The sequence below is a fragment of the Burkholderia ubonensis genome (genome assembly GCF_001718695.1).
Taxonomy (GTDB): Bacteria; Pseudomonadota; Gammaproteobacteria; order Burkholderiales; family Burkholderiaceae; genus Burkholderia; species Burkholderia ubonensis_B.
This window is the reverse complement of the sequence record NZ_CP013420.1, coordinates 2317006-2341600: the sequence shown is the minus strand read 5'-3', so window position 1 is coordinate 2341600 and position 24595 is coordinate 2317006. Positions and strand designations below refer to the sequence as shown.

The window sequence follows — 24595 nt, the reverse complement described above, 5'->3', positions numbered from 1 at the left end:
CTTCCAAGGCGCGGGTGCGCCGGGTTTTCGAGGAGCGAGAGATGGACCACACGTTTTCCGCCGCGTCGGCGCACCGCCGCACGCTCGTGCTGGCCGCCGTATGCGCGGCCGCGGTCGCGCTGCCGCTGAGCTTTTCCGGCGGCGCGGTCGCGACGCCCGCGATCGGCCGCGACCTGCACGGCGGGCCGGTCGCGCTGAACTGGATCACGAATGCGTTCATGCTCGCGTTCGGCAGCTTCCTGATGGCCGCCGGCGCGCTCGCCGACCAGTTCGGCCGCAAGCGCGTGTTCGCGATCGGCGTCGCCGCGTTCACGTTGTTCTCGGTCGCGCTCGCGTTCGCGCCGTCGATCGTCGTGCTCGACCTGCTGCGCGCAGCGCAAGGCCTGGCCGCCGCGGCGGCGCTCGCGGGCGGCACCGCCGCGCTCGCGCAGGAGTTCGACGGCCCGGCGCGCACGCGCGCGTTCAGCCTGCTCGGCACGACGTTCGGCGTCGGCCTCGCATTCGGCCCGGTGCTGGCCGGCTGCCTGATCGAGCGCTACGGCTGGCGCGCGATCTTCGTGACGGGCGCGGCGGCCGGCGCGCTGTCGCTCGCGTTCGGGCTGCCGCGCATGCGCGAGTCGCGCGACCCGCACGCGACGGGGCTCGACTGGCCCGGCACCGCCACGTTTACCGCCGCGCTGACGCTGCTCACGTTCGGCGTGATCGAGGCGCCGGAGCGCGGCTGGACGAGCCCGCTCGTCATCGGGCTGCTGGCCGGTGCGGCGCTCTCCGCGGCGGCGTTCGTCGCGATCGAGACCCGTGTCGCGCGGCCGATGCTCGACCTGTCGCTGTTCCGCATTCCGCGCTTCGTCGGCGTGCAGGTGCTGCCGGTGTCGACCTGCTGCTGCTACATCGTGCTGCTCGTCGTGCTGCCGCTGCGCTTCATCGGCATCGACGGCTTCAGCGAGATCGACGCCGGCTGGCTGATGCTCGCGATCTCCGCGCCGATGCTGGTCGTGCCGCTCGTCGCGGCGACGCTCGCGCGCCGGCTGTCGGCCGGCGTGATTTCCGGCGTCGGGCTCGTGATCGCGGCGGCGGGGCTCGTGTGGCTGGGCGTCGCATTGCGCCACGGCGCGGGGCCGGCGGCAATTGCGCCGATGCTCGCGATCGGCGTCGGCGCCGGGATGCCGTGGGGGCTGATGGACGGGCTGTCGGTGAGCGTCGTGCCGAAGGAGCGCGCGGGGATGGCGACCGGCATCTTCAGCACGACGCGGGTGGCCGGCGAGGGCATCGCGCTCGCGATCGCCGGCGCGGTGCTCGCGACGCTCGCGCACGCCGATCTGCGGCGCGTGCCGGCGGGCGGCGCGTCCGGCGCATCCGATGCGGCGCTGCGCGCGTCCGCCCGGCTCGCGACCGGCGACCTCGGCGGCGCGGCGGCCGTGTTGCCGGGCGTCGATCGCGCGACGCTGTTGGCGAGTTATTTGCACGCGTTCGACCGGTTGCTGCTCGCGCTCGCGGTGGTGACGGTGCTGTGCGCGGGTGTGGTGTTCGCGTTTCTCGGCGCGCGGCCGGCGCCGGATGCGACGACGGGCGCCGACGACGGCAGCCGCGCGCGTGGCGATGCGGCGGCGCGGCGTGCGGCGCGCAACGCCGCGTAGTCCTACCGATCCGAAGACACGACGCCCGCCCCACGCCGCGTCACGCCAGCACCAGCGGTGGCAGCCGCGCATCCGCGCGTGCCTGCGCGCGCTCCACCGCGACGACCACGTAGCGCCGCGCATCGGGCCACAGCTGCGCGTGGCTTCCGGCATCTTCGTCGACGGTCGCGCGCCCCTGCACGAGCCACGTCGTCTGCCGCACGAAATCGACGAACAGCAACGCGATCGACGGGTTCACGAGCAGGTTGCCGATCGTGTTGAACAGGTTGTTGCCCGCGAAGTCGGGCAGCACCAGCGTCCTGCGATCGGCCACATGGACCAGCGGCGCGAACGAGCCGTCGGCGCGCGGCTGACGGCCGCGATACGAGCAATCGGCGTCGCCGGCCGCGTTCGCGGTCGCGACGATCAGGAACGCCTGTTCCTGGATGAAGGCGACGGCATCGTCGCTGAGAGGGGCCGCATCGGTCATGGTTCGGTGGTCGCGTCTGGGCGTACGAAACACCGAGCCGTACGCAAGCCACATGCCACGCGCCGACTGTCACACACCGATGCGGCGGCGCGGCTGCGCTGTGGAAAATCCGAACACCCGCGCCGCGGCTGTGCCATCGCATTGTTCAGAATCGACACACTTGCGCGATGCGTGCAGCGACTGCGCGCGGCGGACGGCCGCACGCATCGCTCCGGTTTGCTTGTCGGCCCGCTTTGGCACGCATGTTGCGTAATCCGTGCAGCGCGATCCAACCGGCGCTGCATTCACACAAGCAAGATGAACAGGAGACATCTGATGAACCCGTTCGACCTGAAACAACTGGGCCTCGACGTCGAATACCCGTACCGCTCGCAATACGACAACTACATCGGCGGCAAGTGGGTGCCGCCGGTCAAGGGCGAATACTTCGAGAACGTGTCGCCGATCAACGGCCAGCCGTTCTGCCGCATTCCGCGCTCCGGCGCCGACGACATCGAGATCGCGCTCGACGCGGCCCATGCCGCGCGCCGCAAGTGGGGCAAGACGTCGGTGACCGAGCGCGCGAACCTGCTGCTCGCCGCGGCCGACCGGATGGAAAAGAACCTGAAGCTGCTCGCCGTCGCGGAAACGATCGACAACGGCAAGCCGCTGCGCGAGACGATGGCCGCCGACCTGCCGCTCGCCGTCGACCACTTCCGCTATTTCGCGGGCTGCATCCGCGCGCAGGAAGGCGGCATCTCCGAGATCGACGACAACACGGTCGCGTACCACTTCCATGAGCCGGTCGGCGTCATCGGCCAGATCATCCCGTGGAACTTCCCGCTGCTGATGGCCGCGTGGAAGCTCGCGCCGGCGCTCGCGGCAGGCTGCTGCATCGTGATGAAGCCGGCCGAGCAGACGCCCGCGTCGGTGCTCGTGCTGATGGAGCTGATCGGCGACCTGTTCCCGCCCGGCGTGATCAACATCGTGAACGGCTTCGGCAAGGAGGCCGGCGAAGCGCTCGCGACGAGCAAGCGCATCGCGAAGATCGCGTTCACGGGCTCGACGCCGGTCGGCAAGCACATCCTGCGCGCCGCCGCCGACAACCTGATCCCGTCGACGGTCGAGCTGGGCGGCAAGAGCCCGAACATCTTCTTCGCCGACCTGCTCGACCAGGACGACGCGTTCCTCGACAAGGCGCTCGAAGGGCTCGCGATGTTCGCGCTGAACCAGGGCGAGGTGTGCACGTGCCCGTCGCGCGTGCTGATCCAGGAGTCGATCTACGAGCGCTTCATCGAGAAGGCGGTCGCGCGCGTCGAGCGCATCAAGGCCGGCCATCCGCTCGACCTGCAGACGATGATCGGCGCGCAGGCGTCGCAGCAGCAGCTCGACAAGATCCTGTCGTACATCGACATCGGCCGCGGCGAAGGCGCGCAATGCCTGACGGGCGGCGAGCGCACGGCGCCGGCGGCCGACCTCGGCACGGGCTACTACGTGAAGCCGACGATGCTGCTCGGCAACAACAAGATGCGCGTGTTCCAGGAGGAGATCTTCGGGCCGGTCGCGTCGGTGATGACGTTCAAGGACGAGCAGGAAGCGATCGAGCTCGCGAACGACACGTTCTACGGCCTCGGCGCGGGCGTGTGGACGCGCAACGGCACGCGCGCGTACCGGATGGGCCGCGAGATCGAGGCCGGCCGCGTGTGGACCAACTGCTACCACCTGTACCCCGCGCATGCGGCGTTCGGCGGCTACAAGCAGTCGGGCATCGGCCGCGAGACGCACAAGATGGCGCTGTCGAACTACCAGCAGACGAAGTGCCTGCTGGTCAGCTACCAGGCCGAGGCGCTCGGGTTCTTCTGATCGCCGCTTGCGCCGGCGCGCGTCAGCCCGCGCCGGCGCGTCCCGCGAGGAGCCGACACGGCGGAACCGGTTCGGCCGATTGCCCGGCATCCGGTGTTTCACGACGGCGAGCTCGACGCGCTTCGCCGCTTCGGCGTCGTCGACGAGGCCGGGCGCATGCGCGACGTCGTCCCGACGCGGCCGAGCATCGGCGTGCGGCATTTCATCGAGACGCAACCGTTCATGTTCGTCGGCGCCGGGTGCGGCGCTCGCGCGGCTGCACCAGCCGGGTGCGCGCCGGGCGGCATCGCGGTCAGCCCGAATTGCGCGTCCGGGCGCGCCGTCGTTGAATGACGGGCTCGCGCCGGATCGCAAGCGATTCGGCACGGGACTTGCGTGTCATGCGCGGTTCCGGGCGGTTGAAGGAGAAACACGATGAGTGAACGAGTGGAGCGTGCCGCCGAGCCGACGGCCGAGGACACGCAACGCAGCGCGCAAGGCGGCGACGTGCCGGCCGGGCAGGCCGTCGTCAGCGTCGCGCACGATGCCGACGAGCAGGCGCGCAACCTGATCGGCTGGCGGCAGACCTACGACCAGCTCGCGGCGGGCCGCTTCGTCGGCACGCTGACCGAGCTGCCGCTCGACACGATGAAGCTGTTCCGCGAATCGACGAGCCACATGCTGCGCCAGGCGTGCGAGGTGCGCGGCGATGCGTACTGGTTCGGCATCCCGCTCGTGCGCGACGGCGCGGCGCGCGTCGACGCGCACCGGATCGAGGCCGGCGCGCTCGCGTTCCGGCCCGGCAACGTCGAATTCGAATTGCTGACGCCCGCGCAGTTCTCGATCTACGGCGTCGTCGTGCGCGGCGACGTGCTGCGCCGCTATGCGGAGCAGGTCGAGCGCTGCGGGCTCGACGACCGGCTGCCCGCGCAGAGCGTGATGCAGGTCGGCGAGGCGCGGCTCACGCGCCTGTGCGCGCTGCTCGGCGCACGGCTCGACGACGCGGCCGCCGCCGCGCCGCTGTCGGACCCGCTGCGCAACGACCTGCAGGCCGAGGTGCTCGCGGCGCTGTTCGACGTGTGCGCGCTGCCCGCCGACGGCGCGGCCGGCACGGCGCTGTCGAGGCGGCGCCGGATCGTCGAGCAGGCGCGCGACTACGTGCTCGCGCACCGCTCGCGCCCGGTCGGCGTGCCCGAGCTGTGCGAACAGCTGCACGTGAGCCGCCGCACGCTGCAGTACTGCTTCCAGGACGTGCTCGGGATGGCGCCCGCGACCTATCTGCGCACGCTGCGGCTGAACGGCGCGCGGCGCGACCTGTGCGGCCGCGCGGTGGGGTCCGTGCAGGACGTCGCCGAGGCGTGGGGCTTCTGGCACCTGAGCCAGTTCGCGACCGATTACCGGCGGATGTTCGGCAAGCGGCCGTCGGAGACGCTGCGCGACCGTGCCGCAATGGTGACGGCCGGCTGACCGGGCGACGCAGGATGCGGCGGCGCGCGTGGGCGTCGGCGTGACCGCCGCGCTCGTAGCGTGCGCGCTCTGCGGCGGTCGTTCCAGCCGTACTTCCAGCCGCACTTCCAGCCGCACTTCCAGCCGCACTTCCAGCCGCACTTCCAGCCGCACTTCCAGCCGCACTTCCAGCCGCACTTCCAGCCGCACTTCCAGCCGCACTTCCAGCCGCACTTCCAGCCGCACTTCCAGCCGCACTTCCAGCCGCACTTCCAGCCGCACTTCCAGCCGCACTTCCAGCCGCACTTCCAGCCGCACTTCCAGCCGCACTTCCAGCCGCACTTCCAGCCGCACTTCGACCCTAACTCCCCGCCGTACTCCCAGCCGCACCCGTGACCACCACGTCCCGCGCACTTGGCCAAGACAGCGCCGTCCAGTCGATCGCCCGGTAGGCGGCCTCGACCGCCGCAAGATCGTCCGGCCGCTCGCTGCGGTGCAGTCCGTGCAATTCGGCCGGCACGTTCACCGCCACCGGCATGCAATGCGGATAGTCGCGCACGCGCAGCGCCGGCGCGATCGTCGTGAAGCACGCGAGCGTCGGCACGTCGAAGCCGTCCGCGATATGCAGTGCGGCCGTGTCGGGCGCGAGCAGCATGCTCGCACCGGCGATCCACGCGATGAAGTGCGCGGTGTCGGCCGCGTCGCGGCTCACGTCGACATAGGCGGGATGCGCGACCGGCCCGAACCCGACCACGGGCAGCCGGTAGCGCCGCGCGAGCCGGTCGACGAAGGCGGCCCGCAACGCCGGCGGCACGCTGCGCACCGCGGTGCTCGCGCTCGGGCAGAACAGCGCGTACGGCCGCCGCCACGCATCGGGCAGCGCGGGGAGCGGCACGCGTGCGAGCCAGCGGTTGCGCTTGGCCGACGCGGGCAGCGCCGCCGGGTCCGCGCCGAGCGCGGCGAGAAAGAAGTCGATCATCGGCAGCCGCGCGAAATCCGGCCAGTACAGGTGATTGCCGAGATCGATGCAGTGCGTGGCGGCCGGCAGCGCGTCGGCCGGCCACGGCAGCGCGCGCGACGGCGCGACGACGTCGGCCGCGAGCGCATACAGCGTCTCGACGTAGCGCGGCGCGCGGGCAGGGCGGTAGAGCGTGAAGCGCAGCCCGGGGTGCGCTTCGCGCAGCGCGGCGAGCGCGGTCAGGCCGATCACCGAATCGCCGAGCTTGACGCCCATCCCGTTGATCACGTGCACGTCGGCCGTACGCGCCGCCGTAGTCGAGCCGGAACGGCCGCTGGGCCGCATGCAGCAGGCCCAGCGCAGGTGCGGCCGGCACGTACTCGGCCGCCCATTCGCTGCCGTGCTCGAGATCGTACGGTGCGACCAGCGTGCCGTCGCGCGCGAGCAGCGTGCCGGGGTAGGCGAGCGCAGCGTCGCGCGACAGTGCGGCGCCGACGCCCACGCCCGCCGCCAGCGGTGTCGCGGTCATGCGCCGCGCGCGCGGCGCCCCTGTTCGCGGATCTGCTCGAGCGTCGCCGCCGGCGTGCAGGCTTCCTGCGGCACGCGGATCTCGATCAGCGCGGGCAGGCCGCAGGTGAGTGCGCGCTCGAGCGCGGGCGCGAAGTCGGCGGTGCGCTCGACCGTCTCGCCGTGCGCGCCGAACGCGCGCGCATACGCGGCGAAGTCCGGGTTCGTGAGCCCGGTGCCGTGCACGCGCCCCGGGTAGTTGCGCTCCTGATGCATGCGGATCGTGCCGAAATGACCGTTGTTGACGACGATCACGACGATTTTCAGCCCGTACTGCATCGCGGTCGCCAGCTCGTTGCCGGCCATCATGAAGCAGCCGTCGCCCGCGAGCGCGACGACCGGCCGCTCCGGATACAGCGACTTCGCGGCGAGCGCGGCGGGCACGCCGTAGCCCATCGCGCCGCTGGTCGGCGCGATCTGCGAGCGGAAATGGCGGTACGCGAAGTGCCGGTGCAGCCAGATCGCGTAGTTGCCCGCGCCGTTGGTCAGGATCGCGTCGTGCGGCAGACGCTCGCGCAGCTGCACCATCACGTCGCCGAGCTGGACGTCGCCCGGCATCGGCAGCGGCGCGTGCCAGTCGAGATACGCGCGGTGCGCGTCGGCGGCGCTGCCGGCCCACGCGGGCGCTGCCGGCGGGTCGAGCGCGGCGAGCGGCGCGGCGATCTCCGGCATGCCGGACACGATCGGCAGGTCGGCCGCGTAGACCCGGCCGAGCTCGTCCGCGCCCTGGTGGACGTGGATCAGCGTCTGGCGGGTCTTCGGGATGTCGAGCAGCGTGTAGCCGCCGGTCGTCGCTTCGCCGAGGCGCGGCCCGAGCGCGAACAGCAGGTCCGCGTCGCGGATGCGCCGCGCGAGCGCGGGATTGATGCCGAGCCCGACGTCGCCCGCGTAGTTCGGATGCGCGTTGTCGAAGGTGTCCTGGTAGCGGAACGCGCACGCGACCGGCAACTGCCAGCGCTCGACGAAGGTGCGCAGGTTCGCGCACGCGTCGGTCGTCCAGCCGCTGCCGCCGACGACGACCATCGGCCGCTCGGCGCGCGCGAGCCGCTCGCGCAGCTCGTCCATCTGCGCGGCGGACGGCGCGGCCGCGACGCGCCTCGCGGGCGGCGCGGCCGGCTGCGCCGCGCACGGCTCGGACAGCACGTCCTCCGGCAGCGCGAGCACGACCGGGCCCGGCCGGCCCGACATCGCGACGTGGAACGCGTGGCTCAGGTATTCAGGGATGCGGCGCGGGTCGTCGATCTGCGCGACCCATTTCGCCATCTGGCCGAACATGCGGCGGTAGTCGATTTCCTGGAACGCCTCGCGGTCGAGGTGTTCGCGCGCGCACTGGCCGATGAACAGGATCATCGGCGTCGAATCCTGGAACGCGGTGTGCACGCCGATCGACGCGTGCGTCGCGCCGGGCCCGCGCGTGACGAACGCGACGCCGGGGCGGCCGGTCAGCTTGCCGACCGCCTCCGCCATGTTCGCGGCGGCCGCCTCGTGGCGGCAGACGACCGTCTGGAGGCGCGCGGTGTGGTCCGCGAGCGCATCGAGCACGGCCAGAAAGCTCTCGCCCGGCACGCAGAACACGCGTTCGACGTGATTGGCGAGCAACGCATCGACAAGCAGGCGCGCGCCGTTGACGCCGCGCGGCTCGAGATCCTCGGAATGCGACATGAGATGCCGTCTCCCTGGGTAGCGGGACGTACAGCTTACGCCGGTTGCCCGCCCGGTGAAAAGGGGCGGAACGAGGGGCGTTCACCGGAGCACGGCCGGGCGTTCGCGCCGCTTTCGACTGGCCGGACGGCCGGCTTGTGCGGACGCGTGCGCCGGTGGAAAGTGGGCGTTGTGAATATCGGGCCGGACGATGGAGGGAGCTTATGTACACACAGGGATTTACATCACGCATGGCGTCATATGATGTACATCCTCAGTACATCCGACGAGAGGTCGACATGCATACCACGAGGGTATTTCGGAACGGCAATTCGCAGGCCGTGCGAATTCCTGCGGATCTCGCTTATGAGCGCAGCGATATCGAGCTCGAGATCGAGCGCATCGGCGACGAGATCCGCATCCGGCCGGCGCGACGGCCGTTGACGCAGGTGCTGGAGAAGTTCGCGAAATTCGGGCCGGATTTCATGGCGGAAGGGCGTGGCGACCACGAGCAGGCCGAACGCGAGGGGTTGTGATGCCGCGCTACATGCTCGACACCAACATGTGCATCTACTTGATGAAGAGCCAGCCCGAGCAAGTGGCGAAGCGATTTGCGCAGTGCTACACGGGCGACGTCGTGATGTCGGCGATCACGTATGCCGCGCTGGAGTACGGCGTCACCGCTTGCGCGGCGCCCGCGCGTGAGCGCCGCCATCTTGCGGCGCTGATCGAGGATATTCCCGTCGCGCCGTTCGACGCCGCGGCCGCGCAAGCATATGGGCCCGTGCGTGACGCAACGCGCGCATGGAAGAAGGATCATCTCGACAAACTGATCGCCGCTCATGCGGTGTCGCTCGATGTCGTGCTGGTGACGAATGACGAGCGCGATTTCACGAGCTATCCGGGATTGCGGCTGGAGAACTGGCTGAACGATTAGCGCCGGGCGGCGCGTGCGGCGGCAAGGCGCGACGGCGATTCGCGCCGCCTTGCCGCCGTGCCGCGCATCAGCACTCGACGATATTCACCGCCAGCCCGCCGCGCGACGTCTCCTTGTACTTCGTCTTCATGTCGGCGCCGGTTTCGCGCATCGTCTTGATCACCGAATCGAGCGACACGTAGTGCGTGCCGTCGCCGCGCAGCGCCATGCGCGCCGCGTTGACCGCCTTCACCGACGCCATCGCGTTGCGCTCGATGCACGGAATCTGCACCATCCCGCCGACCGGATCGCAGGTGAGGCCGAGATTGTGCTCCATGCCGATCTCGGCCGCGTTCTCGACCTGGCGCGGCGTGCCGCCGAGCACCGCGGCGAGCGCGCCCGCCGCCATCGAGCAGGCGACCCCGACTTCACCCTGGCAGCCGACTTCCGCGCCGGAGATCGACGCGTTCAGCTTGTACAGGATGCCGATCGCGGCGGCCGTCAGCAGGAAGTCGATCACGCCCTGCTCGTTCGCGCCCGGCGTGAAGCGCGTGTAGTAATGCAGCACCGCGGGGATGATGCCGGCCGCGCCGTTGGTCGGCGCGGTGACGACGCGCCCGCCGGCCGCGTTTTCCTCGTTGACCGCGATCGCGTACAGGTTGATCCAGTCGATCATCGACAGCGGGTCCTGCAGCGCGCGCTCCGGGCTGCCCGTCAGCGTGCGGTACAGCTGCGGCGCGCGGCGCTTGACCTGGAACGGGCCGGGCAGGTTGCCGTCCGCGTCCGGGTTGCCGATCCCGCAGCCGCGCGACACGCACGACTGCATCACGCTCCAGATCTTCAGCAGGCCGTCGCGGGTCTCTTCCTCGGTGTGCCATGCGCGCTCGTTTTCCCACATCAGCTGCGCGATCGACTTGCCGGTCGACTCTGTCAGCGCGAGCAGCTCCGCCGCGTTGGTGAACGGGTGCGTCATCTGCTCGGCGGCGCTCAGCACCTTGGTGTTCGGCGCGCCGGCCGTCACGACGAAGCCGCCGCCGACCGACAGGTAGGTGCGCTCGACCAGCACCGCGCCGCTCGCGTCGGTCGCGCGCAGCTTCATCCCGTTCGGATGCTCGGGCAGCGCCTGCCGGTAGAACGCGATGTGCTCCTTCAGCACGAACGGGATCGGGTGCTTGCCGAGCAGCGCGAGCGTCTTCGACGTGCGCACGGCTTCGAGCCGGGCGGCGATCGTGTCGGGATCGACGGTGTCGGGCGCGTCGCCGAGCAGGCCGAGCATCACGCCGCGGTCGGTGCCGTGGCCCTTGCCGGTCGCGCCGAGCGAGCCGTACAGCTCGACCTTCACGTTGGCGGTCGCGTCGAGCTGCCCGTCGCGCTCGAGGCCCTGGACGAACATCAGCGCGGCGCGCATCGGGCCGACCGTGTGCGAGCTGGACGGGCCGATGCCGATCTTGAAGAGGTCAAACACGCTGACTGCCATTTATGTTTCCTGTCTTGCTGTAAGTAGTCTAGCGCGCCTGCAGCGGCAAGCACGCGGCTAGCCATGCGGGCGGCGTCGGGGATAGCTGCTGCGCGACGCGGGCGTAGCGCCCGTCGAGCCGCGCGGCCAGATGAAAGAGTTCGGTGGCGTTTTTCGGGTCCCACTGCCCCGTGTAGCCGGGAAGGCCGGCTTCGCGCCGCTTCGCGTCGAACGCGATCGGCGAATGCACGAATTCCTCATGCGTTTTCTCGCCGCGCGCGTACGGCACGAGCCAGTCGAGCGCAGCCGCGAGCGTCGCGCCGTTCGCGCCCTTTTCGCGCAGCCAGTTGCGGTTGAAGCGGCGCGCGGCGAGCGCGGCGGTCACGAGCGGCTGCAGGTCGTACACCGCGTAGTGCAGCGCATCACGCTCCGTGAAGTCGTAGGTCGTGCCGTCCGCGGCGATGTTGTCGGCGAGATGCTCGACGAACAGGCGCTGCGCGGCGTTCATCATCCGGCGGTCGCCGAGCGTGAACGCGGACAGCGCGATCAGCTTGATCCGGTGGCTCTGCCAGTTATTGCGCCAGGTGCCGGCGAGCGGGCGCTTCTGCGCGTCGATCTGCGCGACGTAGCCGGCGCCGAGCTTCGCGATGAACGCCGACGCGGCGTTGCGGGTCTTCACCGGAAGCGCGCTCGCGGTCATGTCGTACGCAAGGATCAGGCTGTCGAAGCGGGTTTCGTCGATCGGGTTGAAGCTCGGCTGGTAGGTCGCGACCCACGCGGACAGGAAGCGGTCGACGAGCTGCAGGTAGCGCGGATCGTTGGTCACGCGCCATGCGAGCGCGGCGTCGCGCATCAGGTCCATGTCCTTCAGCGCGGCGACGCTCTGGTCGTAGAGGCCTTCGTGCGGCAGCGTGCCTTCGGTGTGCACGCGCGGCAGCGCCTTCGGCTGCTCGCCGAGATGCGCGTCGACGCCGCGGATCAGCGCCTGCACGCCCGGCTCGGCCTGGGTCGTCTCGCTCGACTGCAGCGCGGGCGCCGCGCAGAAGTTCATCGCCGCGCGCGCCGCGCCCGACGCGCCGAGACCGGCGGCGAGCGACAGCGACACGACGAGCGCCGGCACGAACGCGCGGGCGCGCACGCGCCGCCACATGTGCCGTGATTCGCGGCCCGGGAACATCGGACGCACCATGCGGAACTCCTTCATTGGCTGGATCGCGTGTGATGTTAGCCGGATTGGGGGACGAACGTCAGGCGGATCGGCGTCCAACGCAAAAGCCGCACGCAACCCCGGGGGATTGCGTGCGGCGCAGCATCGAACGAACCGGAACGAACGCGCGTTACGCGTATTCCGACATCGGCACGCACGCGCAGAACAGGTTGCGGTCGCCATAGGCGTTGTCCGCGCGGCCGACGGGCGGCCAGTACTTGTTCGTGCCGAGCGATGCGACCGGATACGCGGCCTGCTCGCGCGAGTACGCGTGCGGCCATTCGTTCGCGGTGACGACGGCGGCCGTGTGCGGCGCGTGGCGCAGCGGGTTGTCCTCGCGATCGGCGCGGCCTTCCTCGACCGCGCGGATTTCCTCGCGGATCGCGATCATCGCGGCGATGAAGCGGTCGAGTTCCTCCTGCGATTCCGATTCGGTCGGCTCGACCATCAGCGTGCCCGGCACCGGGAAGCTCATCGTCGGCGCGTGGAAGCCGTAGTCCATCAGGCGCTTCGCGACGTCGTCGACGGTGATGCCGCTCGAGTCCTTGATCGGACGCAGGTCGAGAATGCACTCGTGCGCGACCAGCCCGCCCGGGCCCGAATACAGCACCGGGTAGTGCGGCGCGAGGCGCTTCGCGATGTAGTTCGCGTTGAGGATCGCGGTTTCCGTCGCGGCGGTCAGGTTCTTCGCGCCCATCATCGCGATGTACATCCACGAGATCGGCAGGATCGACGCGGAGCCGTACGGCGCGGCCGACACCGCGCCGATGCCTTCCTCGCCGCGCGCGTAGCCGGTCGAGCGCTGGTTCGGCAGGAACTTCGCGAGGTGCGCGCCGACCGCGACCGGGCCGACGCCCGGGCCGCCGCCGCCGTGCGGGATGCAGAAGGTCTTGTGCAGGTTCAGGTGCGACACGTCGCCGCCGAACTGGCCCGGCGCGGTCAGGCCGACCATCGCGTTCATGTTCGCGCCGTCGACGTACACCTGGCCGCCGTGCGCGTGCACGATCTCGCAGATCTCGCGCACGTTCTGCTCGAACACGCCGTGCGTCGACGGATACGTGATCATGATCGCCGCGAGGTCCTTCGCATGCTCGTCGGCCTTCGCCTTCAGGTCGTCGATGTCGACGTTGCCCTGCGCGTCGCATGCGACCACCACGACCTTCATGCCGGCCATGTGCGCGGACGCGGGGTTGGTGCCGTGCGCGGACGCCGGGATCAGGCAGACGTCGCGGTGGCTCTCGCCGCGCGACGCGTGGTATGCGTGGATGATCAGCAGGCCCGCGTACTCGCCCTGCGAGCCCGCGTTCGGCTGCAGCGACACGGCCGCGTAGCCCGTTGCGGCAACCAGCATCTGCTCGAGCTGGTCGATCATCTCGCGATAGCCGACGGTCTGCTCGGCCGGCGCGAACGGGTGGATCTGGCCGAATTCGGGCCACGTGACGGGCAGCATCTCCGACGTCGCGTTCAGCTTCATCGTGCACGAGCCGAGCGGGATCATCGAGCGGTCGAGCGCGAGGTCCTTGTCCGACAGGCTGCGCAGGTAGCGCAGCATTTCCGTTTCCGAATGATGGCGGTTGAACACCGGGTGCGTCAGGTACGCGCTCGTGCGTTCGAGGCCGGCCGGCAGCGCGGCGACGCCGGCGAGGCCCGCGTCCAGCGCGTCGACGGCCGGTGCGGTGCCGCCCGCGGCCTGCGCGAACACGTCGAGGAGGTCGGCGAGGTCGTCGCGCGTCGTCGTCTCGTCGACCGACACGCCGACCTGCGTGGCGCTCACGCGGCGCAGGTTGATGCGCTTCGCGTTCGCCAGTTCGTGGAGCTGCGCGGTGCGCGCGCCGGTGTCGATCGTCAGCGTGTCGAAGAAGGTGTCGTTGACGGTCGCGAAGCCGAGCTGCTTCACGCCGGCGGCGACGAGCGCCGCGATGCGGTTCACGCGCAGCGCGATCGTCTTCAGGCCGTGCGGGCCGTGATAGACCGCGTACATGCTCGCCATGATCGCGAGCAGCGCCTGCGCGGTGCACACGTTCGACGTCGCCTTCTCGCGGCGGATGTGCTGCTCGCGCGTCTGCAGCGCGAGACGCAGCGCGGGCTTGCCCTGCGCGTCGACGGTCACGCCGACGAGGCGGCCCGGCATCTGGCGCTTGAATTCGTCGCGCACGGCCATGTAGGCGGCGTGCGGGCCGCCGAAGCCCATCGGCACGCCGAAGCGCTGCGCGCTGCCGACCGCGACGTCCGCGCCCCAGTCGCCGGGCGGCGTCAGCACGGTGAGCGCGAGCAGGTCGGCCGCGACGACCACGTGGCCGCCGGCCGCGTGGATCGCTTCGGTGAGCGCGCGGTAGTCGCGCACGTCGCCGTTGACGCCCGGATATTGCAGCAGCACGCCGAACGCGTTCGACTGCGCGGCGTCGGCGGCGGGGCCGGTCTTGACCTCGATGCCGACCGGCAGCGCGCGGGTGCGGATCACTTCGAGCGTCTGCGGCAGCACGTCGTCGGCGACGTAGAACACGTTCGACCGCGGCTTGCCGACGCGCTGCAGCAGCGTCATCGCCTCGGCCGCGGCGGTCGCCTCGTCGAGCAGCGACGCGTTCGAGATCGCGAGGCCCGTCAGGTCGGCGACCATCTGCTGGTAGTTCAGGAGCGCCTCGAGGCGGCCCTGGGAAATTTCAGGCTGGTACGGCGTGTACGCGGTGTACCACGCCGGGTTTTCGAGCACGTTGCGCAGGATCACCGCCGGGGTGTGCGTGTCGTAGTAGCCCTGGCCGATGTACGAGCGGAACACCTGGTTCTTGTCCGCGAGCGCGCGCAGCGCGGCGAGCGCTTCGGCTTCGCTCTTCGGTTGCGCGAACGGGCCGAGCGGCAGCGTTTCGGCACGGCGGATCGACGCGGGGATCACGGCGTCGATCAGGGCGGCGCGGGTCGCGAAGCCGAGCGTGTCGAGCATCGCCTGCTGGCTGGCGGCGTCGGGGCCGATATGGCGTTCGGCGAACGCGTCGTGCGTTTCGAGCGCGGCGAGCGAGAGGGGCGTGCGGTTCATCAGGCGGTCCGGGTGTTCGAGCTTCATGGCAATCCTGCGGTCGCGGCGCGCGGCCGGTGCTGCCGGGCCGGCGCGCCGCGCGATTCGTGAGTAGTTGGGTTAGCCGACCAGCTTCGCGTAGGCGGCTGCGTCGAGCAGGTTGTCGGTCGATGCGCCGGCGGCGAGCTTGATCTTGAAGAGCCACGTGTCGTACGCGTCGCTGTTCACCTCTTCCGGCGAATCGGCGGCGTCCGTGTTGATGGCGACCACTTCGCCCGTCACGGGCGAGTAGATGTCCGACGCGGCTTTCACCGACTCGACGACGCCGACCGCGTCGCCTGCCTTCACCTGCTTGCCGACTTGCGGCAGTTCGAGGAAGACGATGTCGCCGAGCGTGCTCTGCGCGTGATCGGTGATGCCGATCGTCAGCGTGCCGTCGGCTTCGGTGCGGATCCACTCGTGTTCGTCGGTGTACTTCAGATCGGCCGGGACGTTGCTCATCGGATGCTCCTGAATAGAAAGGGTGTGATTCTTCGTTCGGGCGCGCCGCGCGGACGCGCCGGGTGTCGTTTCGCCGGGCGCCATGCCGCCCGGCCCTTCGGTCGTTACGCAGCGAGGACCTTGCCGTTGCGCACGAACGGCAGTTTTACCACGCGCGCGGGAAGTTGCTTGTCGCGAATCTGCACCTGCACGGTGTCGCCGATCTGCACGGCCGCGGGCACGCGTGCAAAGGCGATCGACTCCTGCATCGACGGCGAGAACGTGCCGCTCGTGATCTCGCCTTCGCCGTGCGGCGTGACGACCTTCTGGTGCGCGCGCAGCACGCCGCCCGCCTTGCCGTTCTCCTTCTGCAGGATCAGGCCGACGAACGCGGCGCGCGCGCCGTCGCGCTCGAGCGCGTCGCGGCCGACGAACGCGCGCGGCGCCGTGAGGTCGACCGTCCACGCGAGGCCCGCGTCGAGCGGGGAAACGGTTTCATCCATGTCCTGGCCGTACAGGTTCATGCCGGCCTCGAGGCGCAGCGTGTCGCGCGCGCCGAGCCCGCACGGGCGCACGCCGTTTTGCTGCAGCGCGTTCCACAGTGCTTCGACGTGGACGGCCGGAACGATCACCTCGAAACCGTCTTCGCCGGTGTAGCCGGTGCGCGCGACGGTGAGGTCGCCGAACGGCGTGCCCGCGACCTGCGCGGCGTTGAACGGCTTGAGCTCGCTCGTCGCGGCGCGCGCGGCGGGGATCGTCGCCCAGGCTTTTTCACGGGCGTTCGGGCCCTGCACGGCGACGATCGCGAAATCGCGGCGCGGCGCGATCGTGACGCCGTAGCCGCCTTGCTCGTTGAGCTGGTTGAACCACGCGATGTCCTTCTCGGCGGTGCCGGCGTTGACGACGACGCGGAAGAATTCCTCGGTGAAGTAATAGACGATCAGGTCGTCGATGACGCCGCCCTGCGGATTGAGCAGGCACGAGTAGAGCGCCTTGCCGGGCGTCTTGAGCTTGCCGACGTTGTTCGCGACCGCATGCTCGAAGAACGCGCGCACGCGGCTGCCGGTGAAATCGACGACGCACATGTGCGACACGTCGAACATGCCGGCGTCGGTGCGCACGGCCTGGTGCTCTTCGATTTGCGAGCCGTAGTTGACGGGCATGTCCCAGCCGCCGAAGTCGACCATGCGGGCGTTGAGCGCGCGGTGCGCGGCGTTGAGCGGGGTATGTTTCAGTGCAGTCATCGAGGCCTCAGGCAAGGCGCTTGCGCGCGGGACAATACGGCGTTGTGCCGACCGCCGCGGCCTTGGGCCGGCGGGCGGTGCTGTACATGCCCCTCTGTCCTCGATACCTGAGAGATTGCGTCGCGGGCCGGACCCAACGAACGCGCGCCCCTTCGGTGGGCAGCCTGCCCGCGCTGCATTCGCGCAGCGGGCTACTGCCGCTCTCCAGAGTGCGAAGATCGCGGCCTGCAACGTGCGCAGGCGGGATGCTTCGACGCGGCCGGTCCTTTTGCCTGAGAGTTTGCGGGTGTGCCCCTTCGGCGGCGCGACCGGCGTTCAGCAACGCGGCCACGCGCTCTCCCGACGCGTGCGGGCGACTGTACGCGAGCCAGGAACCCTTGTCAATTTGGGCAAATATGTGTCGCTTCGCGACAAGCGGCGGCACGGCGCCGCCGCGAATTTTCGTCCGGCCGCGGCCGGCGTCACTCGCCGATTGCGCGCGCCGCGGTGTCGAGTTCCTGGTTCAGCACGCGCTGCTCGTCGCCGGACAGGCCGCCGCCGTGCTGCGAGGCCATGTCGGCCGATTCCTGGCGGATCACGTCGAGCCGGCGATGCAGTGCGGCGCCTTGCGGCGGCGCGTAATAGCCGCCGTTGACGCGCGCGTCGATCCGGCGGCCCAGGTTGTCGATCCGGTTCTGGATCTGCTGCATCCGCTCGTAGCCGACGGGCGGCGGGCTGGGTTGCGGGCTCGGTTGAGGAATCACCGGTGGATTGACTTGCGGGGCGGGGCGGGGCGGAGGCGCCGGGCGACGCTGCTGCGGCTGCACGATGCAGGCCGCGAGCGAGGAAACCAGGGCGCAGCACACTGCCGCGCGAATCAACCGTTGCATCAACATTCTCCTGACGGTGTGGTGTCGGTTTGGTGTCGGATCGACTTTTTCGAGAAACGCATCAGACAGGAGCACCGCTGACTTTCGTTCCCGCGCCATTTGTAACCGATTGTTCCGGCGCGACGCGGGCCGGCCGGCTCGGGCCGCTCAGACGATCTTGCGCACGAACGGCAGGCGCCGTCCTTCGTGCTCGCTTTGCGCGGCGAGCTCGATGATCGTCATCACGTCGACCGCATCCTGCGGCGTGACCGGGAACGGCGCGCCTTCGCGGATCGACGCGGCGAGCGCGCGGTAGAACTCCGCGTACTGGCCGTCGAGGGTCGGCACCGGGCGCTCGGTTTCGACGTCGCCGTCGAGCACGCGCAGCACGCCTGGCGGGTTGCCGCCGCCGAACTCGACGTCGTCTGGCGTGAGGCCGGCCTTCAGCTGGTCTTCCTGCGTGTCGAGCCCGAACTTCTGGTAGCTGCCGCGGGTGCCGTGCAGCGTGAAGCGCGCCGGCTCGATCGCCGACAGCGCGCTCGCGTGCAGCGCGACGTCCTTGTCCGGGTAGCCGAGCTGCACGTGGACGAAGTCGGGCGCCGAACCGTTGTCGCGGCGGGTCTTGACGGTCGCGCTCACCGTATCGGGCAGGCCGAACAGCGCGAGCGCCTGGTCGATCAGGTGCGGGCCGAGGTCGAGCAGCAGGCCGCCGCCGCGCGCGGCTTCCTCGCGCCAGCGCACGCGCACCTACCTGCGGCCGGAAGCGGTCGAAATGCGACGTGACATAGGTGATGCGGCCGAGCTCGCCGGATTCGACGATGCGGCGCACGGTGAGGAAGTCGCCGTCCCAGCGGCGGTTGTGGAACGGCGCGAACACGCGGCTGCGGGCGTTCGCGAGGCGCGCGAGCGCGAGCGCCTCGTCGGACGTCAGCGTCACCGGCTTGTCGACGACGACGTGGCGGCCCGCGTCCAGCACTTGCCGCGCGAGCGGGAAGTGCGTGTCGTTCGGCGTGGCGATCACCACGCACTCGATGTCGTCGAGGGCCAGCAGCGCGTCGAGATCGGCCACGATGCGGGCATCCGGATACGCGGCCCGCGCGCGGTCCGGCTGCCCGGTGGCGATCGCGGCGACCTGCGTGCGGCCGCTCGCCGCGATCACCGGCGCGTGGAACGTCGCGCCGGCGAATCCGAAACCCATCAAACCAATCCTGAGCAATGACGACATGGCATTCCTTGGCAACAAGCGAAACGTGAGGACGGCGCACCGTGGCGGCGCGATGACGATCGGCTATTTTGGCACGACGGCGGTCTGGAATCCGGCGCGATTTTTGCGCTCGCGCACATGGGTATATAGAGGGGGCAATGGCCCGCGGCCGCTCATTGTCGCGCAATCGCCGCCGCGCGTAGCCGAATTGGCCGAACGGACAGGGGCGCATGCGCCCGTCCGCCCGCACAGCCCCGCCCGACGGGGCTCCGGAATTCGCCGCCGCGGCCGTGTTAACATGCGCGTCCTGCCCGTGCGTCCGCATGCCCGACCTGGCGCCCCGCGCGCGGCATCCTCCCGGCGTTCCGCCGTCAACCGCAACACCATCCGCAACCATGTCCGCAGGCCTCAATCCCGCTCAGAACGAAGCGGTGCGCTATCTCGACGGTCCCTGCCTCGTGCTCGCCGGCGCGGGCAGCGGCAAGACCCGCGTCATCACGCAGAAGATCGCGCACCTGATCGAAGCCAAGGGCTTCGAGCCGCGCCACATCGCCGCCGTCACGTTCACCAACAAGGCGGCCGCCGAAATGCGCGAGCGCGTGTCGAAGCTGCTCGAGGGCAAGACGCTCACGACGCCCGGCAAGGAAGGGCGCAAGGTGCCGGTGAACCAGCTCACCGTCTGCACGTTCCACTCGCTCGGCGTGCAGATCCTGCGCCAGGAGGCCGAGCACGTCGGCCTGAAGCCGCAGTTCTCGATCATGGATTCGGACGACTGCTTCGGGATGATCCAGGAGCAGATCGGCACGACCGACAAGGGCCTGATCCGCAAGATCCAGACCACCATCTCGCTGTGGAAGAACGGCCTCATCATGCCCGAGGAGGCGATGACGATCGCCGCCAACGAGGACGAGCACCAGGCCGCGCTCGTCTACCGCAACTATGTCGCGACGCTGCACGCGTACCAGGCGGTCGACTTCGACGACCTGATCCGCCTGCCCGCCGAGCTGTTCGCGCGCAACGAACAGGTGCGCGACCGCTGGCAGAACAAGCTGCGCTACCTGCTGATCGACGAGTACCAGGACACCAACGCGTGCCAGTACGAGCTGCTGAAGCTGCTCGCGGGCCCGCGCGCGGCGTTCACCGCGGTGGGCGACGACGACCAGGCGATCTACGGCTGGCGTGGCGCGACGCTCGAGAACCTTGCGCAGCTCGGCAAGGATTTCCCGAAGCTGCACGTGATCAAGCTCGAGCAGAACTACCGGTCGACGGTGCGCATTCTCACCGCCGCGAACAACGTGATCGCGAACAACCCGAAGCTGTTCGAGAAGAAGCTGTGGTCCGAGCACGGGATGGGCGACTCGATCACCGTCACGCCGTGCAACGACGAGGAGCACGAGGCCGAATCGGTCGTGTTCCGGCTGTCCGCGCACAAGTTCGAGCGGCGCGCGCAGTTCCGCGACTACGCGATCCTGTATCGCGGCAACTTCCAGGCGCGGATCTTCGAGCAGGTGCTGCGGCGCGAGCGCATTCCGTACGTGCTGTCCGGCGGCCAGTCGTTCTTCGACAAGGCCGAGATCAAGGACCTGTGCGCGTACCTGCGCCTGATCGCCAACGCCGACGACGATCCCGCGTTCATCCGCGCGATCACGACGCCGCGCCGCGGCATCGGCAACACGACGCTGGAAGCGCTCGGCTCGTTCGCGGGGCAGGCGAAGGTGTCGCTGTTCGAGGCCGTGTACATGGGCGGCATCGAGGCGCGGCTGTCCGCGCGCCAGGTCGAGCCGCTGCGGATGTTCTGCGATTTCATCCAGCGCCTGACCGAGCGCGCGGACAAGGACCCCGCGACCGTCGTGCTCGACGACATGATGGAGGCGATCCACTACGAGGCCTACCTGTACGACGCGTTCGACGAGCGGCAGGCGCAGTCGAAGTGGCAGAACGTGCTCGAATTCCTCGAATGGCTGAAGCGCAAGGGCACCAAGCCCGAGGCGGCGGAGGCCGTCGACGGCGAGGCGGAGGGCTTCCACAACGCCGACGGGCTCGCCGACACCGGCAAGAACCTGCTCGGCCTGATCCAGACCGTCGCGCTGATGTCGATGCTCGAAGGCAAGGAGGAGGACCCGGATGCGGTGCGGCTGTCGACGGTGCACGCGTCGAAGGGGCTCGAGTATCCGCACGTGTTCCTGGTCGGCGTCGAGGAGGGCATCATGCCGCACCGCGGCGGCAGCGAGGACGACGGCCCGATCGACAGCGAGCGGATCGAGGAGGAGCGCCGGCTGATGTACGTCGCGATCACGCGCGCGCAGCGCAGCCTGCACCTGAACTGGTGCAAGAAGCGCAAGCGGGCGCGCGAGACGGTGGTCTGCGAGCCGTCGCGCTTCATCCCCGAAATGGGCCTCGACGACGCGCCGCCGCCCGCGCCGGAGGAAGCGCCGATGACGCCGAAGGACCGGCTCGCGAGCCTGAAGGCGCTGCTGCAGAAGTGATCGCGGCCGCCGCGTGACGGACGGCCAGACAAAACCCCCGCGATGCTTGTCGCAGCGCGGGGGTTTTTCGTTGGGCCGGGCGTTACTTCGCCGCGTTGACCATGTAGTCGACAGCGGCCTTCACGTCGGCGTCGGACGCGGTCGACCCGCCCTTCGGCGGCATCGCGCCCTTGCCGTGCAGCGCGTAGTTGTAGACCGTGTCCATCGATTCCTTCAGGCGCGGCGCCCAGTCTGCCTTGTTGCCGAACTTCGGCGCGTTCAGCACGCCGGTCGCGTGGCAGGCCTGGCAGACCTGCGCGTACAGCGCCTTGCCGGCGGACGCGGCGTCGGCGCTGGTCGGCGCGGCCGCGGGCTTCTCGCCCGCCTTCGGGATCGCGGCGATCGCGGCCTGCGCGGCGGCGATCTGCGCGCTCGCGGCGTCGGCGGCGCCCGACGCGGGCGCGGCGCCGGCAGCCGCCGCCGCGTTGGCGGCCGGCGCGGCGGGCTCGGGGAAGTTCGCGCCGTCGTTGTTCGCCATGTAGACGATCGCGCGGGCGATCTCGTAGTCGCTGTAGTCGTCCGGGCTCGTGCCGCCGCGCGGGGGCATCGCGCCCTTGCCGGCCAGCGCCGTCTTCAGCAGCGTGTCGAAGCCCTGCGAGATGCGCGGCGCCCAGTCGTCCTTGCTGCCGAATTTCGGCGCGCCCGCAGCGCCCGTGCCGTGGCAGGTCACGCACACGGCCTTGTAGACTGCCTCGCCCGTCTTGTAGGTGCGTGGCGCGTTGGCGTCCTTCACGTCGACCTGCGCGAGCGGCGCGATGCGCTTGGCCACCTGTTCGTCGGACAGCGCGTCGGTGCCCGCGCCGGAACGGAACGCGACGTTGGCGTAGGTGGCGAACAGGACGATGAGGGCGATCGGAACCGCGAACGACGCGACGATGAGGGCGATCAGCTGCCGGGGCGTCTTGATGGGAGATTGGTGGGGTGCTTCGCTCATGCTTGCCTCGTCTCCGTGAATAGGAATTGTGAGCGGTGCAACGGCAAAATGGCTGTGAAAAGAAGCAGGACGATTATAGACGGAACGTTTACATCACGGCGAGCGGCGCGGCGGCGCGTGTTTACCCGCACGATCGCCGCCCGGCGGGCGATTTGCCGGCATGGTGGACGCGTCATGGGAAACCGGGTATCCTTGCCGTCTTGCCATTCGTGGCCGGCCAGGTGTCTGGGGTCGCTCCACGGTCACACAGGCGCCCGTAGCTCAATGGATAGAGTACTGCCCTCCGAAGGCAGGGGTTGCTGGTTCGATCCCAGCCGGGCGCGCCAAGTCTAGCAAGACTCTCAGCGGTTTCCTCCCTTCGTCGTGCAGACCCGTTGCAGCTAAGTTGCAGCTAGCATCGGCACCAGCTCGGCCGTTTGCAGCGCGACATCCAGTCGTCGGGAGACCGCCAGACTCCACGCCCACACGGCGGGCATCGTGATCGGCTTCGAACACGTGTCTTCGCGAAGCAGGCTCTCAACGTGCCGGTTCAGGTCAGCCAATCATCCATGCAACGACGATGCCCCGCGCGCGGCGCAGAGCACGTGTATTCGCTTGTGGCGGGACAGATCACGACGAAAAAGCCCGCGAACTCCTGGTCCGCGGGCTTCAGTATCAACGGCGTGATCAGACTCGAGCGGCGCTCGAGCGACGAAGGTCTGGAAGGCTCGCTACGAGCCTGTCGACCTCGATCGGCGTCTTATTCGAACGCGTTGAGGTTGCGCAGCGGGATGAGATTCCACTGTTGAGCCGGCGAGCCGTTGTACGGGTAGAGCCACGTCGGCGTCCCGTCGGCAATTCTGCGGTCCTTGACGTCGAGGCACAGGGGCGGATTGACATCGACCATGAGGTAGCCGGGATGCAGGAAGAAATCGAAATGTATCGCATCCTGACGAAGGGCGAGCTTCGCATAGGATTCGGCGGCGATCGGCGTTGCACCGATCGCAATCCCGCCGCCACTCGAATTGAGCGAAATGACGCCGCTGTCGAAGTCGACATCCCAAAAGGCATATCGCGGCGCGAGCCCTTTCTTGTTCTTGATTACGACCGACGAGCCCAGCATTTGGTCCTGGACGGCGAGCACGAAGTTGGTATCTTGACCATATTCAATGATATAAACACCCATTTTTGCCCTCTTCTAATCATTTTGTTAACGGCTATCCCCGTAGTTTTTTTGGGGGTAGTGTGGCCGAAATTGAATCGGGTCGGCAGAAGAATATTAGGCGGTGGTTGCAAAATTCCTATCTGTCAGATTTGACGGGGTTATTTTGGTTTGCAGTCCGAGTGATTTTTTCGCTCGGCGTTTTATTTCGTATGGTCGCGCCGAATTAATTGGTTCTGGTGCAATTTAATGCTTATGTATTTTTGAAATAATTTCGTGTTTCGTTTGATTTGTTGTATCTGGATCCTCGCGCAGGCGGCCGGCCATCCGGTCACGCCGTCGCACGCGGTCGACGCCGCATGGCACCTGCACCTGCAATACACGCGCGAATACTGGAGCGTGTTCTGCGCCGACGTGCTGCGCGCGCCGCTGCATCACGTGCCGGGCGCGGGCGCGCCCGACGAGGCCGCGAAGTACGAACAGCAATACCGGCAGACGCTCGACAGCTACCGGCGGCTGTTCGGCTGCGAGCCGCCCGCGGCGATCTGGCCGTGCCGCGTGGCTGAGCCGGTCGTGCCCGCCGACGCCCCGGCGCAGCGCGCCGAACCGCGCGTCGGCCCGTCGGGCGAGCGCGCCGCGCGCGCGATCCTGCTGCTCGTGCTCGGCGCGGGGGCGGTGAAACTCGCGATCGGCCTGAGCCGCGGCCGGCCGGTGCTGCTGCTGATGATCTTCATGGCGGCGTTCATGGCGGCGTACCACTTCGTGGTCGGCCGCCTGCCCGGCATCGGGCGCGGCGGCGCTCGACGCGCACCGGAACGAACGCCAGGGCGACCGCGCGACCCCGGACGGGCTGCTGTGGACGGCCGCCTTGTTCGGCGCCGGTGCGCTCGCCGGCACCGTGTGGGCCGAGCATCTGGACGCGCTGATGGCGCCGCCGCCCGTCGTCGCCGCGAAAACCGGCGGATCGAGCGGTTCGTCCGACTCGGATGCCGGGGACAGCAGTTCGAGTTCCTGCGGAGCGTCGAGCGCGTGCAGTTCGTCGAGTTCATGCAGCTCGAGCAGTTGCGGCGGCTGTTCGAGCAGCTGAATAT

Annotated in this window: 17 protein-coding genes, 1 tRNA gene, 4 pseudogenes and 2 riboswitches; of the genes and pseudogenes, 10 read left to right on the top strand and 12 right to left on the bottom strand. The window is 69.4% G+C overall.

Features of this window, described 5'->3' with window-relative positions; genetic code table 11:
* Positions 1 to 41 precede the first annotated feature (41 nt).
* Positions 42 to 1637: an MFS transporter gene (locus WJ35_RS10755; protein ID WP_069239137.1), complete on the top strand. Its 1596-nt coding sequence runs from the start codon at positions 42 to 44 to the stop codon at positions 1635 to 1637.
* 40 nt (positions 1638 to 1677) lie between these two features.
* Here the strand turns inward: WJ35_RS10755 and WJ35_RS10750 are convergent, their stop codons facing one another.
* Positions 1678 to 2106 (bottom strand): pyridoxamine 5'-phosphate oxidase family protein, encoded by a 429-nt coding sequence (locus tag WJ35_RS10750; protein ID WP_014722195.1) that lies wholly within the window; start codon positions 2104 to 2106, stop codon positions 1678 to 1680.
* Between the two features lie 315 nt (positions 2107 to 2421).
* Here WJ35_RS10750 and WJ35_RS10745 point away from each other — a divergent pair, with 315 nt between their 5' ends.
* The 4 genes and pseudogenes from WJ35_RS10745 to WJ35_RS31795 all read left to right on the top strand — a co-directional run bounded on the left by WJ35_RS10745 (position 2422) and on the right by WJ35_RS31795 (position 5769).
* Complete coding sequence (locus tag WJ35_RS10745; protein ID WP_060234705.1) at positions 2422 to 3948, top strand: aldehyde dehydrogenase family protein; 1527 nt, start codon at positions 2422 to 2424, stop codon at positions 3946 to 3948.
* Between the two features lie 78 nt (positions 3949 to 4026).
* Positions 4027 to 4206: pseudogene (locus WJ35_RS10740) on the top strand (hypothetical protein); the annotation flags it as partial.
* A 156-nt stretch (positions 4207 to 4362) separates the two neighbouring features.
* On the top strand, positions 4363 to 5394 hold the full coding sequence (locus WJ35_RS10735) for a helix-turn-helix domain-containing protein (RefSeq protein WP_069239136.1): 1032 nt from the start codon (positions 4363 to 4365) through the stop codon (positions 5392 to 5394).
* A gap of 60 nt (positions 5395 to 5454) precedes the next feature.
* Positions 5455 to 5769 carry a hypothetical protein gene (locus WJ35_RS31795; RefSeq protein ID WP_069239135.1) on the top strand — a complete coding sequence of 105 codons (315 nt, stop codon included), beginning with the start codon at positions 5455 to 5457 and terminating at the stop codon, positions 5767 to 5769.
* On the opposite strand, the pseudogene WJ35_RS10725 reads toward WJ35_RS31795, so the two are convergent.
* Positions 5735 to 6860: pseudogene (locus tag WJ35_RS10725) on the bottom strand (ADP-heptose--LPS heptosyltransferase). The gene WJ35_RS31795 and the pseudogene WJ35_RS10725 overlap by 35 nt on opposite strands.
* Positions 6857 to 8560, bottom strand: a complete 1704-nt coding sequence (locus WJ35_RS10720) for a thiamine pyrophosphate-binding protein (protein ID WP_060234708.1) — start codon at positions 8558 to 8560, stop codon at positions 6857 to 6859. The pseudogene WJ35_RS10725 and the gene WJ35_RS10720 overlap by 4 nt, the downstream one beginning before the upstream one ends.
* Positions 8561 to 8838: 278 nt before the next feature.
* Between WJ35_RS10720 and vapB the strand changes: the two genes are divergently transcribed.
* On the top strand, positions 8839 to 9075 hold the full coding sequence (vapB, locus tag WJ35_RS10715) for a type II toxin-antitoxin system VapB family antitoxin (RefSeq protein ID WP_069239134.1): 237 nt from the start codon (positions 8839 to 8841) through the stop codon (positions 9073 to 9075).
* The gene (locus WJ35_RS10710) at positions 9075 to 9476 is read left to right on the top strand and encodes a type II toxin-antitoxin system VapC family toxin (protein ID WP_059735504.1); all 402 of its coding nucleotides are present in this window, start codon (positions 9075 to 9077) and stop codon (positions 9474 to 9476) included. Before vapB ends, WJ35_RS10710 begins: the two co-directional genes overlap by 1 nt.
* Positions 9477 to 9543: 67 nt before the next feature.
* On the opposite strand, the gene WJ35_RS10705 is transcribed toward WJ35_RS10710, so the two are convergent.
* From WJ35_RS10705 to WJ35_RS10675, 7 genes and pseudogenes are all read right to left on the bottom strand, one after another.
* Positions 9544 to 10932: an L-serine ammonia-lyase gene (locus WJ35_RS10705; RefSeq protein WP_060234709.1), complete on the bottom strand. Its 1389-nt coding sequence runs from the start codon at positions 10930 to 10932 to the stop codon at positions 9544 to 9546.
* 28 nt (positions 10933 to 10960) lie between these two features.
* Positions 10961 to 12100 carry an alginate lyase family protein gene (locus WJ35_RS10700; protein WP_060234793.1) on the bottom strand — a complete coding sequence of 380 codons (1140 nt, stop codon included), beginning with the start codon at positions 12098 to 12100 and terminating at the stop codon, positions 10961 to 10963.
* 148 nt (positions 12101 to 12248) lie between these two features.
* Positions 12249 to 15176, bottom strand: a complete 2928-nt coding sequence (gene gcvP, locus WJ35_RS10695; RefSeq protein WP_060234710.1) for an aminomethyl-transferring glycine dehydrogenase — start codon at positions 15174 to 15176, stop codon at positions 12249 to 12251.
* A 72-nt stretch (positions 15177 to 15248) separates the two neighbouring features.
* A complete protein-coding gene (gene gcvH, locus WJ35_RS10690; RefSeq protein ID WP_060234711.1) occupies positions 15249 to 15629 on the bottom strand; it encodes a glycine cleavage system protein GcvH in 381 nt (126 codons plus the stop codon).
* A 104-nt stretch (positions 15630 to 15733) separates the two neighbouring features.
* Entirely contained in the window at positions 15734 to 16852 is a 1119-nt protein-coding gene (gene gcvT / locus WJ35_RS10685; protein WP_010093063.1) for a glycine cleavage system aminomethyltransferase GcvT, read from the bottom strand.
* Between the two features lie 84 nt (positions 16853 to 16936).
* Positions 16937 to 17070: riboswitch (glycine riboswitch) on the bottom strand.
* A 31-nt stretch (positions 17071 to 17101) separates the two neighbouring features.
* Positions 17102 to 17204: riboswitch (glycine riboswitch) on the bottom strand.
* 109 nt (positions 17205 to 17313) lie between these two features.
* Positions 17314 to 17721: a hypothetical protein gene (locus WJ35_RS10680; protein WP_060234794.1), complete on the bottom strand. Its 408-nt coding sequence runs from the start codon at positions 17719 to 17721 to the stop codon at positions 17314 to 17316.
* Positions 17722 to 17868: 147 nt separating this feature from the next.
* Positions 17869 to 18925 (bottom strand): annotated as a pseudogene (locus tag WJ35_RS10675) (oxidoreductase).
* Positions 18926 to 19299: 374 nt separating this feature from the next.
* Here WJ35_RS10675 and WJ35_RS10670 point away from each other — a divergent pair.
* The gene (locus WJ35_RS10670; RefSeq protein ID WP_010093066.1) at positions 19300 to 21390 is read left to right on the top strand and encodes a UvrD-helicase domain-containing protein; all 2091 of its coding nucleotides are present in this window, start codon (positions 19300 to 19302) and stop codon (positions 21388 to 21390) included.
* A gap of 82 nt (positions 21391 to 21472) precedes the next feature.
* Here WJ35_RS10670 and WJ35_RS10665 read toward each other — a convergent pair whose 3' ends face one another.
* Complete coding sequence (locus WJ35_RS10665) at positions 21473 to 22363, bottom strand: c-type cytochrome (RefSeq protein WP_060234712.1); 891 nt, start codon at positions 22361 to 22363, stop codon at positions 21473 to 21475.
* 250 nt (positions 22364 to 22613) lie between these two features.
* Between WJ35_RS10665 and WJ35_RS10660 the strand changes: the two genes are divergently transcribed.
* Positions 22614 to 22689 (top strand) — tRNA-Arg (locus WJ35_RS10660).
* Positions 22690 to 23102: 413 nt separating this feature from the next.
* On the opposite strand, the gene WJ35_RS10655 is transcribed toward WJ35_RS10660, so the two are convergent.
* Complete coding sequence (locus WJ35_RS10655; RefSeq protein WP_041493721.1) at positions 23103 to 23528, bottom strand: RICIN domain-containing protein; 426 nt, start codon at positions 23526 to 23528, stop codon at positions 23103 to 23105.
* Positions 23529 to 23810: 282 nt separating this feature from the next.
* Between WJ35_RS10655 and WJ35_RS29895 the strand changes: the two are divergent.
* Positions 23811 to 24591, top strand: a pseudogene (locus WJ35_RS29895) (TIGR04222 domain-containing membrane protein); the annotation flags it as partial.
* Positions 24592 to 24595 lie beyond the last annotated feature (4 nt).